The 14,204-nt window shown below is 74.4% G+C and carries 12 protein-coding genes and 1 tRNA gene; 3 read left to right on the top strand and 10 right to left on the bottom strand.

Translation table 11 applies throughout. The annotated features are described in order from the left end of the window. Positions 1 to 108: 108 nt before the first annotated feature. The gene (locus tag AB0442_RS24915; protein ID WP_366165509.1) at positions 109 to 1,611 is read right to left on the bottom strand and encodes a glycosyltransferase family 39 protein; all 1,503 of its coding nucleotides are present in this window, start codon (positions 1,609 to 1,611) and stop codon (positions 109 to 111) included. A gap of 198 nt (positions 1,612 to 1,809) precedes the next feature. On the opposite strand from AB0442_RS24915, the gene AB0442_RS24920 reads away from it, so the two are divergent. Next, a tRNA-Arg gene (locus tag AB0442_RS24920) sits at positions 1,810 to 1,882 on the top strand. Positions 1,883 to 2,091: 209 nt separating this feature from the next. Here the strand turns inward: AB0442_RS24920 and AB0442_RS24925 are convergent. The 5 genes from AB0442_RS24925 to AB0442_RS24945 form a co-directional block, all read right to left on the bottom strand. Continuing rightward, positions 2,092 to 3,321: a serine hydrolase domain-containing protein gene (locus AB0442_RS24925; protein ID WP_366165437.1), complete on the bottom strand. Its 1,230-nt coding sequence runs from the start codon at positions 3,319 to 3,321 to the stop codon at positions 2,092 to 2,094. Positions 3,322 to 3,484: 163 nt separating this feature from the next. Then, positions 3,485 to 4,018 (bottom strand): hypothetical protein, encoded by a 534-nt coding sequence (locus AB0442_RS24930; RefSeq protein ID WP_366165439.1) that lies wholly within the window; start codon positions 4,016 to 4,018, stop codon positions 3,485 to 3,487. Continuing rightward, positions 4,015 to 5,670: an N-acetylmuramoyl-L-alanine amidase gene (locus AB0442_RS24935; RefSeq protein ID WP_366165440.1), complete on the bottom strand. Its 1,656-nt coding sequence runs from the start codon at positions 5,668 to 5,670 to the stop codon at positions 4,015 to 4,017. Before AB0442_RS24935 ends, AB0442_RS24930 begins: the two co-directional genes overlap by 4 nt. Before the next feature lie 433 nt (positions 5,671 to 6,103). Then, the gene (gene murJ, locus AB0442_RS24940) at positions 6,104 to 8,116 is read right to left on the bottom strand and encodes a murein biosynthesis integral membrane protein MurJ (protein WP_366165441.1); all 2,013 of its coding nucleotides are present in this window, start codon (positions 8,114 to 8,116) and stop codon (positions 6,104 to 6,106) included. A gap of 307 nt (positions 8,117 to 8,423) precedes the next feature. Further along, positions 8,424 to 9,350, bottom strand: coding sequence for a phosphatase PAP2 family protein (locus AB0442_RS24945; RefSeq protein WP_366165443.1), 927 nt, complete (start codon positions 9,348 to 9,350; stop codon positions 8,424 to 8,426). Positions 9,351 to 9,803: 453 nt separating this feature from the next. Between AB0442_RS24945 and AB0442_RS24950 the strand changes: the two genes are divergently transcribed. Together AB0442_RS24950 and AB0442_RS24955 are read left to right on the top strand one after the other, a co-directional pair. Further along, positions 9,804 to 10,685 carry a sigma-70 family RNA polymerase sigma factor gene (locus AB0442_RS24950; RefSeq protein WP_344625982.1) on the top strand — a complete coding sequence of 294 codons (882 nt, stop codon included), beginning with the start codon at positions 9,804 to 9,806 and terminating at the stop codon, positions 10,683 to 10,685. Between the two features lie 108 nt (positions 10,686 to 10,793). Next, positions 10,794 to 11,030, top strand: a complete 237-nt coding sequence (locus tag AB0442_RS24955; protein WP_366165445.1) for a hypothetical protein — start codon at positions 10,794 to 10,796, stop codon at positions 11,028 to 11,030. 53 nt (positions 11,031 to 11,083) lie between these two features. Here the strand turns inward: AB0442_RS24955 and mscL are convergent, their stop codons facing one another. From mscL to AB0442_RS24975, 4 genes are all read right to left on the bottom strand, one after another. After that, positions 11,084 to 11,500, bottom strand: a complete 417-nt coding sequence (gene mscL, locus AB0442_RS24960) for a large conductance mechanosensitive channel protein MscL (protein ID WP_363548382.1) — start codon at positions 11,498 to 11,500, stop codon at positions 11,084 to 11,086. A gap of 77 nt (positions 11,501 to 11,577) precedes the next feature. Next, entirely contained in the window at positions 11,578 to 11,859 is a 282-nt protein-coding gene (locus tag AB0442_RS24965; RefSeq protein ID WP_366165447.1) for a hypothetical protein, read from the bottom strand. Positions 11,860 to 12,164: 305 nt separating this feature from the next. After that, positions 12,165 to 12,473, bottom strand: a complete 309-nt coding sequence (locus tag AB0442_RS24970) for an FmdB family zinc ribbon protein (RefSeq protein WP_363548384.1) — start codon at positions 12,471 to 12,473, stop codon at positions 12,165 to 12,167. Between the two features lie 119 nt (positions 12,474 to 12,592). After that, positions 12,593 to 13,915, bottom strand: coding sequence for an MFS transporter (locus AB0442_RS24975; RefSeq protein ID WP_366165511.1), 1,323 nt, complete (start codon positions 13,913 to 13,915; stop codon positions 12,593 to 12,595). Positions 13,916 to 14,204: the final 289 nt, after the last annotated feature.

Raw genomic sequence — 14,204 nt, forward strand, 5'->3', positions numbered from 1 at the left:
GTTCTCGGCCTCGTTGTAGGTCGGGATGATCACCAGCACCCTGCCGAGATCGGCGAAGGTGGTCTCCTCAGGGGCAGTCACGGCACAGCCTTTCGGGTCGGCGGCGGGTCACGGACGGCCCGGCGCGGGTGCCGCACCGGCCGCCGGGCGGCGGACCAGGAGCGACACCGTCAGCCCGGGGACGTGCCGGACCTCGGCCGGGACGAACGCCGTCCGCAGGGCCCGGGCCTGGTCGCCCGGGAGTCGCTCGTACGGATCGTCGCCCGTGCCGATGGTAACGACCCAGACACGCCTCTCGTCACCGACGCAGGTCACGGGCACCGGGCACTCGACCGCGAAGAGGTCGTGGGCGGCCGCCGCGCTCTCCCGGACGAAGAGCTGCCGGGGGCGGACCCCGGCGGGCAGGTAGTAGGAGACGGCCGGGCCGACCATCATCCAGTTCAGGTCGCCGCCGACCGCGACCAGTGCGTCGCCCGGCGCGTACCCGGCCGCCACCAGCCGGGCCGCCCCGCGGTAGTCGGTGTCGGTGTGCGAGGCGGCCGTCCGCAGCACCCGCTGGTGGTCCAGGCCGAGCCAGGCCGGGACGGCGGCCGCCGCGGCCACCAGCAGCACCGCCGCCGCGGCCGACACCGCGGCCGGCGCCCGGCGGACGGGGACGGGCCGGTCGAGCAGCGCGGCCAGGGCGCCGATCCCGCCGCCGGCGAGGGCCGCCCAGAGCGGCACCGTGAAGAGCAGGTAGCGCGCCAGGAAGAAGGAGGTGCTGCCGAGCCGCGACACCACCCACACCGCGCCGACCGGGAGCGAGGCCGCGAGCAGCAGCAGCGCGGCCGGGCGCCGGGAGCCGCGCAGCAGCAGGGCCGGCAGCGCCATGGCCAGGAACGCGTACAGCACCTGGTGCGAGCCGAACAGGTCCTGCCAGACGAACCGCAGGTCGCGGACGGTCGGCGCGGCCAACCAGGACAGCTGGCGGCCCGACTGCAGCCGGCCGAGCGCCATCACCGGCAGGACGGGGGCCACCCCGGCGGCCACCGCGAGCGGCCACTGCCGGAGCACCCGGCGGGCGTCCGGCCGCAGGGCGGCGGCCGCCACCATCGGCAGCTGGCCGACCAGGCAGGCCAGCGAGACGAGGTGGAAGACCCCGGCCACGCCGGTCGCCAGCGCGTACCAGGCCCAGCGGTCGGCGGTCGGCCGCTCCAGTGCCCGCAGCAGCAGCCAGGTCGCGGCGGCCACCGCACAGGCCACCACCGCGTAGGCGCGGGCCTCCTGGGCGTAGCGGGAGATCTGCGGCACGGTCGCCAGCAGCAGGCCGCCGGCGAGTCCGGCGAGCGGCGAGGCGAACATCCGCCGGGCGATCAGCGCGGTGAAGCAGGCGGCGCCGGCGACCGCCAGGGCGGACGGCAGCCGCAGGGCTGCGGGCGAGTCGCCGAACAGGCCCGTCCAGGCGTGCAGCAGGACGTACGAAGCGCCGTTGCTGGCATCGACGTTGGCCAGCATCGCGAACAGTCCGCGCAGCGGTCGCCCGGCGGCGCTCCAACTCGACACCTCGTCGCGCCACAGCTCGGGCACGCCGATCCCGGCGAGGCCCACGGCGAGGGCGACCAGACCAGGCACCAACCAGAAAAGCTCTTGTCGGATTATCTGTACGTATCTACTCATCAGCTGCCAACCCGGACATAGCGGCCGGGCCAGAATAGCCAGTTCCCGTCCCCGGCACCTGCCACCGCACACGATCTCCGAGCGCCGGATCCGCTAGTCTGTCTGCCGTCGGCCGAACACCGCCCGCCCCACCGCAGGCAGTCGGCAGGCCCCGCCTCAGTAGCTCAGGGGATAGAGCACGGCTCTCCTAAAGCCGGTGTCGCAGGTTCGAATCCTGCCTGGGGCACAGCACCAGGAACACGAAAAGGCCCAGGCCAGAGGGTGAAGCCCTCCCACCTGGGCCTTCGCCGTTCCGCGCCGCTGGTCCCGCCGTGCCCCTCCCGTGCCCGTCGTCGGCGGCGCCGGGCTCGATGTGGTGGGCCGGGTACGTCCCGATCGGAAGGGGCGTCACGGGGTGCGGGAGCGGGTCGGTCTCGGCGCATCGGCCTCGGCGGGTCAGTGGGGCGGGACGGCGCCGGCGTAGACGTTGTCCGGGGTGACGATCGCGGTGATCGCCCGGGCGAGGAGGGTGGAGGGTTCCTGGCCCTGGCTGAGGACGTCGGTGTTGATCATGACGACCAGGGTGGCGCGCTGCGAGGGCAGGTAGACGGTCACCGTCTCGTAGCCGGGGATCGAACCGTTGTGGCCGATCCAGCCGTTCGCCTTGAAGATGCCGAGGCCGTAACCGGTGCCCGGGAAGCCCGTCGGCAGGGTCTTCAGCCGTTCCGCCTGGGTTCCGGGGCTGAGCAGCCGTCCGGTGGCGACGACCTCGGCCCAGCGGCGCAGGTCCTGCAGGTCGGAGATCATCGCCCCGGCCGCCCAGGCCCAGCTGGGGTTCCAGTCCGTGACGTCCTCGACCGCCCCGCTCAACGTCTGGTCGGTGTACCCGCGCGGGTGCGGCTCGGGGAACTCGGCGCCCCGCGGGAACAGCGTGCGGCGCAGGTGGGCCGGGCGGAGCACCCGCCGCTGGACGAAGTCGGCGAGCCGCTGCCCGCTGACCTTCTCGACGACCAGGCCGAGCAGGACGAGGTTGGTGTTGGAGTACTCGAAGGCCGCGCCCGGATCGAAGGTGTTGTCGTGCTCGAACCCGTACGCGAGCACCTCCCGCGGGCTGAACCGCCGGTGCGGGTCGCTCTGCAGGGCGTGGACGAAGTCCGGGTCGGAGGTGTACGGGAACAAGCCGCTGCGCATCTCGGCGAGCTGACGCAGGGTGATCCGCCCGCCGTCCGGCACGCCGTCGACGTAGGCGGAGATCGGGTCGTCCAGGCCGACCCGGTGCTGGTCGACGAGTTCGAGCAGCGCGGTGACCGTGAAGGTCTTGGTCTCGCTGCCGATCCGGACGTACGAGTCGACGGCCATCGGCCTGCCGGTGGCGGTGTCGGCGACACCGGTCGCGCGGACGTAGCTCCCCCTGCCCGGCATCCACAGCCCGACCACGACGCCCGGGATGCCCGCCTGCCGGCGGACGTCCTCGATCGTGCTGTCCAGACGGGCGGTCAGCTCGGGGCCGAGACCGTCCGGTGGGCACTCGTCCGGGTCGTACCGCCCCACGCCCGCGGCGCGGCCGGTCGGTGCGTGGAGGGTCGTGGCGTGGACGGTCGTGGCGGGGGCAGTTGTCATGGGAGCCAGCACGGACGCCGCGAACAGCGTTGCGGCGAACAGCCGGTGGTGGGGAGTGCGTCGCACGGCGCCTCTTCCGGATCACGGGTTCGAACGGCAACATCACCACCCCGGTCCGCTGCACCTCTCGCCCCACCGGCACCCGCCGCGGCGAGTCCACTCGTTCGGAGTCGGAGCAGGCGCCCCGGTGGCGCAGCCGGGGCGGAGGCCGGTCCGGGGCCCGCGGAGGTCACCGTCGGTGGCGCCGGTGCCCTCCGGGTGCACGCGGGTCGCCGGTGACGGTGCCTGCGGTGCCGGTGCGGCCGGTGCCGGGGTCGGGCAGGCGCTTCGGCGCCACCGGGGCGGAACCGCCCGCGGCCGTGGCCGCGGTGACCGCGACGACGTCGGTCGACCTCAGGAACGCCAGCCGGTGGTCGTACCGGATCGGGTAGTAGAGGTCGCGGCCGACGACCAGGGTGCGGTCGTCCGGTGCGTCGCCGTCGATGTTCCGCGCGTAGTAGTAGTCGCCGTGCACCGGCCGGTCCCCCGCCGCGAGGTAGCCCTGTCCGGCCGGGATCGCCGCGGTGTAGGGCGTCGGCGCGAGGCCGGCCGGGTCGAAGACCGCGGCGACGGCCGGGTACGGGGCGTAGGCGGCGCGCTCGGGGTACGCCCTGCCGTACACCGGAACGGAGGTCCGGCCGGCCCTGGGCACCAGGACCGTCCGTCCCGGCCGGTCGTCCGCGGCGGCGCTCCGGCCGTGCGGGTTGTCGAACCAGCCCTTCACACCCCGTACCAGATCGCCGTCCAGTCGCCCCGCCGGTCCGCGACCACGTAGCCGGTGCCGGCGACCGCCTTGGCCCGCCAGTCGGAGGCCCGGGTGGTGCCGCCGCCGATCAGAGGGGCGGTCGCGCTCGGGGCGGTGCGCAGGTAGACGAAGTTCTCCGGGCGGGCCGGGGCGCCGTCCACCGGGGGCGTGTTGCCGGAGTCGAAGGCAGGGGCGATCGTGACCGTGCCGCCGACCACGACCGGACCGCCGGTGCCGGCCCGCACGGGCGCGCCGACCAGGTCCATGTAGTGGTTCCAGTCCCAGAAGGTGCCGGGGTCCCAGTGCATGCCGGGGACGTCCTGCTGGCGCGGGCCCGGGACGTCGTCGTGCCCGATGACGTGCTGCCGGTCGAGCGGTACGCCGAACCGGTCCGCCAGGTACCGGGTCAGCGAGGCCGAGGACCGGTACAACTGCTCCGAGTACCAGGTCGCCTTGTCCGCCGGGAACGCGTACCCCTCGTGCTCGATGCCGATGCTGTGCATGTTGACGGTCTTGTTGCCGGCGTGCCACGCGACGTTCCCGGTGCTCACCAGCTGTGTGACGTGGCCGTCCGAGGACCGCACGATGTAGTGCGCGCTGGCCTGCGTGGCCGGCTGCCGGAACGCCGCGATCGAGCCCTCGAAGCCGCCCTCGGTGTCGTGGACGACGATGCGGTCGATCCGCTGGCCGTCGGCGGGGCGGTCGGCGACCGAGTAGTTGCCGAAGGAGGACGGGTCCGAGGCGTTGGTCAGTGCGTAGGCGGCGGGCCGGAAGTCGCAGCCGAGGCCGGCCGGGCACTCGACCCGGCCGGGTGCGTTCTCGTTCGACGGACCCTTGCGCCCGGCGCCGCCCTGCTCGGTGGAGGTCCCGGCGGACGGCCCGGTGGATGGCGCGGCGGAAGGTTCGGCGGGGCGCCCGGCGACCGGGGGAGCGGCGGCCACGGCCGGGGCGGCGGACAGCGTGACCACCTGCCCGTCGGAGGTGACCCGGGAGGCTCCTGCCCTCACCGTGCCGAGTACGCGGTCGGCGAAGTCGTCGCCGCCCTGCCCGGCCGGGGACCCGCTGAAGCGGGACACCGCCGCGAACCAGGCCGCCGGATCGCCCGACAGCGGCCTGCCCGCCTCCCGCTGGTACGCCACCAGCAGGGCCGCCGCCCCGCGGATGCTCTGCAACGGCTCCGTCCGCAGCCGCTCCGCGGGCTCGTGCAGGAGCTCCGCCGCCCGCTCCAGGGTGTGCAGGGCCGGGCCGTCCTCGACCCGGACCCCGGGCGCGGCCCGCCGCACGGGGGAGTCGTCGCCGCGGAGGTCCGCCTCGGGACCCGGCCCGGCGGCGAGGGCCCGGGTGACCGCGGCGGGGTCCACCCGGGTCAGGCCCATCACGTTGTAGTTGCCGGTGGTGCTCGGCTCGCCGTGGTGCGACTCCCAACGGGTCTGCTGGTACGACAACGCCAGCAGGACGCTCCGCGGCACCCCGAACTCGGCGGCCGCGTCGGCGAACCGGCGCTGCAGGACGCCGGACCCCGCTGCCGCCGTGACCGGCGCGGCGGCAGCAGCGGCAGGCGCGGCATCCGCACTGCCCCGCGCGGCTGCCGCACCGGCCGGCAGGGCCAGGCCGGCGGCGGAGACCGCCACCGCCGCGGTGATCGCCAGCGGCAGCCGCCGGCCGTGCCTGCGGCGGTGTGCGGTCCCGGCGGGCCCTCGACCGGCCCTGCGTGCGGCAGTCAACGGAGTCAGCGGCCTTCCCGTTCCCGTCCCGGCCGTGGGGGCCGGACCCGTCCGGAGCCCGCCGCGGCAGCACCCGTCGGGAGGTCCCGGTCGGGACTCCGCCGGTGCCGACGCGGGGCGGGCGACGCGGAACCGGGGCCCAGTGGGGTGTCCACCGGCCACCGGGGACCGCACCCGTCCAACGGGGCGGGCAGGGGCTCCGCAACGGGCATCCACCCGCCGGGGCGAACCGCCCTGCTCCGAACGGGAGACGGGCGTACGGCGACGGCCCGGCGCAGGAGTGCTGCGCCGGGCCGTCGGACCGGACGAGGACCCCGGCGCCGCCGGGATCGACAGGGCCTCAGCGGCGGTGCTTGCCGTTGCCCGTGGCGGCGGCCGGCTCCGGGTACGGGATGCGGAGTTTGCGGGCGAACGGGGCCACCGCCGCGCCCGCGCCGAGCGGACGGGCCAGGGCGAACAGCGAGACCAGGACGGCCAGCGAACCGGCGGCCAGGCCGACGACGCTGCTCAGCATCCCGCCGCCGGTGGCGTCCGAGATCCGGCCGGACAGCCACACCGCGGCCGCCGCGCCCGGCAGGCAGGCCGCCGTGATGGCCAGGTGCAGGGCGACGACCGAACCGCCGTCCAGTCCGCTGCGAGGCTTGCCGTTGCGGCGCAGGCCCAGCACCATCGTCGCGTCCGGGCCGGCCGGGGCCGAGGCGGGGACGGCGGACGGAACGGGCTTGCGCAGCCGGCGGCCGAGGGCCCAGCCGGTCAGGCCGACACCGACCAGGCAGGCGATGCTCTGCGCACCCGCCATGCCGATGATGATCCAGCGCGGGCTGAGCAGCCAGTACGCGACCGCCGACAGGCCCGAGTTGACCGTGGTCGACACCACCGTCAGCCAGAACGGGGTCTTGGCGTCACCCATCGCGTAGAAGCCGCGGGACAGCGCGTACTGCGCGCAGAAGGCCGGCAGTCCGATCGCGAAGGCGATCAGCGTCTGGGCGATCACCCACGAGTCGGCCGAGGTGACCTTGCCGTGCCCGTAGGCGATGTCGGCGATCTGCGGGGCCAGCGCGATGAACAGCACGGTGGCCGTGACGATCATGGCGGCCGAGGAGCGCAGCATGCCGGCCAGGTCCGAGCCGATCTTCGTCAGCTCGCCCCGGGTCGCGGCCCGGGACATGCCGGGCAGCAGCGCCGTCACCAGGGAGATGGTGATGACGCCCTGCGGGACGACGAACAGCTGGTACGCGTTGGTGTAGGCGAAGTTGCCGAGGCCCATCGTCAGACCGTCCTTCGCCGCACGGACGCCGGCGCCCGTGCTCAGCCGGCTGATCACGGCGAAGGACAGCTGGGTGACCACGACCAGCAGCAGCGCCCAGCTCGCCGCGCGGATCGGCTTGGTCAGACCGGCACCGCGCCAGTCGAAGCGCGGCCGGAAGCGGAAGCCGGAGGAGCGCAGCGAGGGCAGCAGGCCGACCGCCTGGACGACGATGCCCAGGGTGCTGCCGAGGCCCAGCAGCATGGTCTGGCCGGTCGTCATCTGCTCGGCCGTGTCCGCGTCGTTGCCGACCAGGATGTAGAGGCCGAAGACGGCGATCGCGACCACGTTGTTCAGCACCGGCGTCCACATCATCGCGCCGAAGCGGTCGCGCGAGTTGAGCACCTGGCCGAGCAGGGTGAAGACGCCGTAGAAGAAGATCTGCGGCAGGCAGTACCGGGCGAAGGCGATGGTCAGGTCGCGCTGCGCGCCGTCGAAGTTCGAGTAGAGGTCGACGATCGTCGGGGCCAGCAGCCAGGCGCCCACCGTCAGCACGACCAGGATGACGCCGCAGAGGGTGAGCAGCCGGTCGGTGTAGGCGACGCCGCCGTCCTTGTGCGTCTGCGCGGCGTGCACCAGCTCGGGGACGAAGACGGAGGCCAGCACACCGCCCATGAGCATCATGTAGACGACGTTCGGCAGCGAGTTGGCGACGTTGAAGGAGTCGCCGAGGCCGGCGGCGCCGAGCGCGGCGATGATCATCGCGCTGCGGACGAAGCCGAGGGCGCGCGAGGAGAGCGTGCCGAGGGCCATGATCAGCCCGCTGCGGCCGACCGAGGCGGCGGGCGCGGCCGGGGCCTCACCCTCGGCCTGGCGCTGCGCGGGGACGGTGGCGGGGGCCTGCGGCGGTACGCCGGGCTGCTGGAAGGCACCCGGCTGCGGCGGCACGCCCGGCTGGGCGGGGACCCCCGGGTACCCGGCGCCCGCGGCCTGCGACGGATCGCCGGTGTACCCGGCCTCCGGAGGCTGCGGCGGGATCTTGCGCAGGGCCATGGTGGGCGGGTCCGGGTGGGCGTACGAGTCGGGGGACTCACCCGTGGTGTTCATGGTCATCGGATCCCCGTCACTCGGTGCCTGGGCGGTGGGGCTGTGGGGCCTCCGCACAGGTGCACCCAACCGGAGCAGTCTGCCAAACCGCGGCACTCCCTGGGGAGGTCGGTGTCGCGGGCGGCAGCCCTGCGCCCACGGAGGATATCGGGGGCCGGAACGGCCCGGTGGCGTGAAGGGTGATGAATTGTGGCTCTATGTCCGGTTATGTCGGCGAGGCTTGCAATCCGTTCGGAGTGATCGGCCGTCATCGTCGTCCCTTCACCGCCGGGGTGGCGCCCGATCGTGTGAGCTTTATCACTGCACGTCAGCTGCGCCGGCGGGGTGCCGGGGCCTCGTCCGCGGCGCCGCGGGGGGCGTCGCGGCCACCGGGGTCGTCGAGGTCGTCCCCGTCGTCCCTGCTGTTCCTGTCGCCGCGTGCACGTCGGGCCGACCCGCCGCCGCTGCCGTCGCCGGAGTCGTCACCGTCCTCGTCGCCGGCCCCGTCCGCGTTCCCGGTGGGCGTGCCGCGGGCGAGCACGCGCTGCACGCGGGGCCTGGTCCGCCGGTCGACGCGGCGGAAGTCCCGGGCCAGCGCACCGGGCCGCCACAGCTCCACGGCGACCGTCGCCCAGCCCAGCAGGGCCGCGGCGGCGAGCCATCCGGCCAGGACGTCGCTCGGCCAGTGGACGCCCAGGGCGATCCGGCTCCAGCCGACCGCCAGGACCGCCGCGGCGGCCGCTCCGACGGCCCAGATCCGGCCCGCCCGCCCGGCCAGCGGCCAGACCAGGGCGACCAGGGCGGCGCAGGTGATGCCGGAGGCCATGGCGTGTCCGGAGGGGAAGGCCGCGCCGTCGGCGTGCGCGACCGGGTCGGCGAAGTGCGGGCGGTCCCGGCCCACGGCGTCCGCGAGGCCGATCGCCAGTGCCCAGCCGAGGGCGCCCTGGACGGCGGCCCAGGAGGCGAGGGTGCGGGCCCTGATCGCCCACAGCCAGACCGCGGCACCGAACAGCAGCACCCGCATGGTGACCGGCCCGTCGATGTCGCCCAGCGTCTGCATCGAGGCCGTCCACGCGGTGTGGCGGCGGGCATAGCCGTGCAGGGCGCCGGCCCAGTGCTGGTCGAGCCGGGACAGCGGCCCCCAGCCGCCCGCCACCAGCCCGAGCAGCGCCCCGAACAACAGAGTGTCACCGAGCGCCCACAGGGCGTGTCGGGCGACGGGCCGACGGGCGGCGGGAACGGCGGACGGGTGCATGGCAGACACCTTCCCAGTGGCGGTGTGCGGAGCGGACCCGGCGCGATCGCGATTCGGCATCTTTTGTGCGGAGAAGGTGCGATCGGGAGGTGTTGTTCGTTGGAAGGGGCGATAGCGCCCGCGACCGTTGCGCATGGTGGCCGCTCGATGGCGCAGCGTCGATCGCCTCGATGAAAATCGGCAGGATACTGCATGAGGCGCGAAAATCTGAGTGAGTTGGGAATGTTGTCCCATTTCTGCGCGTTGGATCGTTACGTGTGAGCCTCCAGGAGGCCCGCACTTGTATGAGCAGCGCAGCCCCGCGCGAGCCGCGCCGCCAGACCCGGTAGCCGCCAGACCCGGCAATCCAGCAAGGGAGCAAGCATGGCCACTCGTGCCGTCGTTCGCGACAGGGCCGACCGGACTCGCTCGGCCCGGCCGACCAACCTTGAGGCCGACCGCGACCTCGTCGGCATGTACCTCGACGAGATCGCCAGGACGCCGCTGCTCGACGCCGCCGAGGAGGTCCAGCTCTCGTTGCGCATCGAGGCCGGGGTGTACGCCCAGCACCTGCTGGACGAGGGCGCCCTGCCCGAGGGTGCGAGGCGCGAGGAGCTGGAGGCGATAGCCGAGGACGCGGAGCGCGCCAAGGACGTCTTCATCAGGTCCAACCTCCGGTTGGTCGTCGCCGTGGCCCGCCGGTACCCGCGCAGCGGCCTGCCCCTGCTGGACCTCATCCAGGAGGGCAACGCGGGCCTCGTCAGGGCGGTCGAGAAGTTCGACTACGCCAAGGGCTTCAAGTTCTCCACGTACGCGACGTGGTGGATCCGGCAGGCGATCACCCGGTCGATCGCCGACCAGTCGCGCACCATCCGGCTGCCCGTGCACCTCGTCGAGGAGCTCGGCCGGATCCGTCGGGTGCAGCGCGAGAAGTCCAAGGAGCTGGGCCGTGAGGCCGATCCCGCGGAGATCGCGGCCGAGCTGGACACCACCGAGGAGCGGATCAAGGACGTGCTCGACTGGGCGCGGGACCCGGTCAGCCTGAACATGTCGGTCGACGACGAGGGCGAGACCCAGTTCGGCGACCTCGTCGAGGACACCGGTGCCGTCTCGCCGGAGGACGCCGTCATGGTGATGCTCCGGCGCGAGGAGCTGGACGACCTGATCGGGCGGCTGGACGACCGGACGGCGTCGATCATCCGGTCCCGGTACGGCATGGAGGACGGCCGGGAGCGGACGCTGACCGAGGTCGGCAAGCAGCACGGGCTCACCCGTGAGCGGATCCGCCAGATCGAGAAGCACGCGCTGGCCGAGCTGAAGAAGATCGCCGACCATGCGGGCTTCGAGGCGGCCTGACCGCGGGAGCGGCGTTCGCGGGCCCCGGTCCGGGCAGTGCCCCGGGCCGGGGCCCGCGGCCGTCCGGCACCACCTAGGCTGGTGGAGAGGAGAGCGGGAGGCAGGACGATGGGCGAGCGGACCGTCGAGCAGGACGGGCAGCCGGGCGAGGAGCCGGGCGGGAAGCCCGGTACGAAGAAGCCGGGGCGGCAGGGGCCGTCCGCGGCGCGGCTGGTGTTCGGCGACCCGCTGGACCGGCAGACCGCCGACGACACCGACGCCGGCTGGGGCGAGCGCCCCGGCGGTGGTTCGGCCCGCGGGCTCGACTGGTACCTGAGCCAGCGGCCCCCGCACCACGGCGACTAGCCCCCGCGGGTGCTGCGGCCCGGCGCGGGCCCGTCCGGCGGCCATGCGGTCGGTCAGCCCCGGCGGACGAGGGCGTCGCGGATCTCGGTGAGCAGGACGACCTCCTTCTCCTCCGCCTCCAGGACCTCCTCCTCCGCGGTCTTCCGCTTCGCCATGAAGTGCAGCATCGGCAGGATGAAGACGAAGTAGACCACCGCGGCCGTGATCAGGAACTGCACCACCGCACTGAGCACCTCGCCCCACAGGATGAAGACGCCGGACGAGACGGACCCGTCCGCGGCGAGGGTGCACGGGCCTTTCAGGCAGGAGCGGTAGGATGCCAGGTCCTTGGTGCCGAACAGGCCGATGATCGGATTGATGATGCCTTTCACGAACGCATTGATGATGTTCGTGAAGGCCGCGCCGATCACCACCGCGACCGCGAGATCGACGACGTTTCCGCGGAGCAGGAATTCCTTGAAACCCTTCATCCCGCCACGACACCACAGCGGATCGGCGGGTCAGGAAATCGGCATGCCGGATGTCGGGGAGCACTCCCGCCCGCCGCTCAGTGCGGGGGCGGGGCGGTGCCCGTGCAGCGCGGTGCGGCCCCCGGCTCGGTGGTCGCCGTGGAGGCGGCCGCCATCGGCGGCGGGCCCGGCCGGAAGGGCCCGGCGGCGAGCGCGGTAGCGGCGGCGAGCAGCCCGGCGGCCACCACCCCGGGGCGGTGGCGCACCGCCTGCTGCAGTCGGTGGCGGCCGCCGGAGCCGCGGCGGATCGGCGGGAAGTCGGGCACGCTCCGGCGGGGCGGGACGGAGCACGGCGGCGGGGGAGCGAGGTGGGTGGTCACGGTGTCGGCGGCCTCCGGTCGGCTGTCCGCGGACCCGGCCGGGCCCGCGGACAGCAGAATGCGCCGAGCTCGGCACCTCCGGAATTGCCGACCGATTTCCTGTGGAAAACCCCGGCCTGTGGAAAACCCGCCTCACCCGAACGGCGCAATCAATTGCCGCACGCCTGCTCAGTCGCACACCGGGCACAGGCAGGACCCCTGGCACAGGTAGGACTCCTGGCGCAGCCGGAACCCCCGGCGCACGCGCAAAGGCCCGGTGCCGCTCTCCACGGGGGAGTGCGGCACCGGGCCTCCGGTGCGAAGACTCAGCTCGCGGCCGGCGCCGAGGCCGTCGACCCCGAGGACGCGGCAGCCGGTGCGGAGGACGTCGAGCCCGAGGACGAGCCGGTGGACGACGAGGTCGAGGACGACCCCGAGCTCACCGAGCTGCTGGAGGAGGAGCGGCTGTCCGTGCGGTAGAAGCCCGAGCCCTTGAACACGACGCCGACGGCCGAGAAGACCTTGCGGAGCTTCCCCTGGCAGTCGGGGCACGTGGTCAGCGCCTCGTCGGTGAACTTCTGCACCGCCTCCAGGCCGTTGCCGCACTCGGTGCACTGGTACTGGTACGTGGGCACTTGCTTCCTCCTGGCACTCTCGCCTGATGAGTGCTAACGATCGTCAATGATGCGGTATTCCGCTGGAACAGTCCAGCGATGCCGGGTGTGAGATGGGTCCGGGCCGCCGGGCCCGGGCCTCAGCGCCCGGTTCCCGCACCCACGAGCTGCCGCGGCCCGGTGCCGTCGGCGGCCCGGGAGGCCGTGTCGGCCGGGGCCGGCCGGCCCGCCCGGAGACCGTCGTCCGCGGCCTGCGCCCCGGACGCGGAGCGGGCCGGAGCGACCGCGGCGGCGTCCCGCGGAGCGACCAGCAGCCCCCGCAGGGCGAGCAGCGCGACCAGGCCGAGGCCCGCGCCGACGACCGGCACGAGGAATCCGGCGGACGGCCCGCCCGAGTCGATGAGCCGACCCGCGGCGGTGGAGCCGACCGCGAGGCCGAGGCCGATGGCGCCGGTCAGCCAGGTGAAGGCCTCGGTCTTGGCGCCGTCCGGGACGAGCGTCTCGACCAGGGTGTAGCCGGTGATCAGGGTCGGCGCGATGGCCAGGCCGCAGAAGAGTCCGGCGACGGAGAGCGCGGTGAGGTTCGGCATCGCCCAGAGGGTCGAGCAGCCGAGCACCAGCAGGGCGTAGCAGCCGAGCATCCGGCTGCGGGCCGAGCGGCGCCAGGCGACCAGGCCGTAGAGCACGCCGGCGAGCATCGAGCCGCCGGCGAAGATGCCGTACACGGTGCCGCTGGCGCCGGCGCTGCCGACCGACTCGGCGAACGCGGTCACCGAGACCTGCATGGCGCCGAAGACGGTGCCCACCCCGAGGAAGGCGCCGGCCAGCAGCCGGACGCCGGGGGAGGAGAGCGCGGAGGGTCCGCGGCCGCCGGCGGTGCGCGGGTGGCGGGCCGGGGCGGTGCGGCGCTGGGCCGCGAAGGCTAGGCCGCCGGCGACCGTCAGCGCGGCCTCGGCGATCAGCGCGGCGGAGGGGGTGACCGTGGTGGCGACGGCGGTGGCCAGCACCGGGCCGACCACGAAGGTGAACTCGTCGGTGACCGACTCGAAGGCGAACGCGGTGTTCAGCGTGGCCGGGGAGTCCGACAGCCGGGAGACCCAGCGGGCCCGGGCCATGGCGCCGATCTGCGGCACCGAGGCACCCGCGGGGGCGGCGGCTGCGAACAGCGCCCAGGCCGGGGCGTGGCCCAGTGCCAGGCCGATCAGCGCGGCCACCGACACGGCGTGCACGGCGACGCTGGGCAGCAGCACGGCCGCCTGGCCGTGGCGGTCGGCGAGCCGGCCGGTCTGCGGGCCGACCAGGGCCTGGGCGACGGCGGAGACGGCCGCGACCGCGCCGGCGGTGCCGTACGAGCCGTGGGTGTCCAGGACGAGCAGCACGATCCCCAGGCTCAGCATGGCGTAGGGCAGCCGGGCGGCGAAGGCGGGGACCAGGAACGTCCAGGCGCCGGGGGTCCGCAGCAGTTCCGCGTAGCCGACCCGGGCGGGTGCGGACGCGGGTGCGGCATCGGGGCCGGCAGGCGCGGGCGTGCCGGGGGACAGGGTGTCGTCGACCGTTCGGCGGGCCGTCACGGTCGGTCCTTCCTGCTGCCTGGTAGCGCGCCGGGGAACGGGTGGGCCCCGACGGCGCCGAGAGTCGTCCTCTCGCGCGTCGACCGGGGTAGATACCGGGTCCTGCCGGCTGTGGGGTGGTGCGGGTGCCGGCGTCAGGCAGGGTGCTGCGGACCGCGGCCGCCGAGCGGTCGCGCCAACT

The sequence above is a fragment of the Kitasatospora sp. NPDC085895 genome, from assembly GCF_040702125.1.
In the GTDB taxonomy this organism is placed as follows: Bacteria; Actinomycetota; Actinomycetes; order Streptomycetales; family Streptomycetaceae; genus Kitasatospora; species Kitasatospora arboriphila.

Bases quoted from the DNA above. Each gene is read 5' to 3' on its own strand.
- murJ (WP_366165441.1), bottom strand. From the start codon at position 8,116: ATGAACACCACGGGTGAGTCCCCCGACTCGTACGCCCACCCGGACCCG.
- AB0442_RS24945 (WP_366165443.1), bottom strand. From the start codon at position 9,350: ATGCACCCGTCCGCCGTTCCCGCCGCCCGTCGGCCCGTCGCCCGACAC.
- AB0442_RS24950 (WP_344625982.1), top strand. From the start codon at position 9,804: ATGTACCTCGACGAGATCGCCAGGACGCCGCTGCTCGACGCCGCCGAG.
- AB0442_RS24955 (WP_366165445.1), top strand. From the start codon at position 10,794: ATGGGCGAGCGGACCGTCGAGCAGGACGGGCAGCCGGGCGAGGAGCCG.
- mscL (WP_363548382.1), bottom strand. From the start codon at position 11,500: ATGAAGGGTTTCAAGGAATTCCTGCTCCGCGGAAACGTCGTCGATCTC.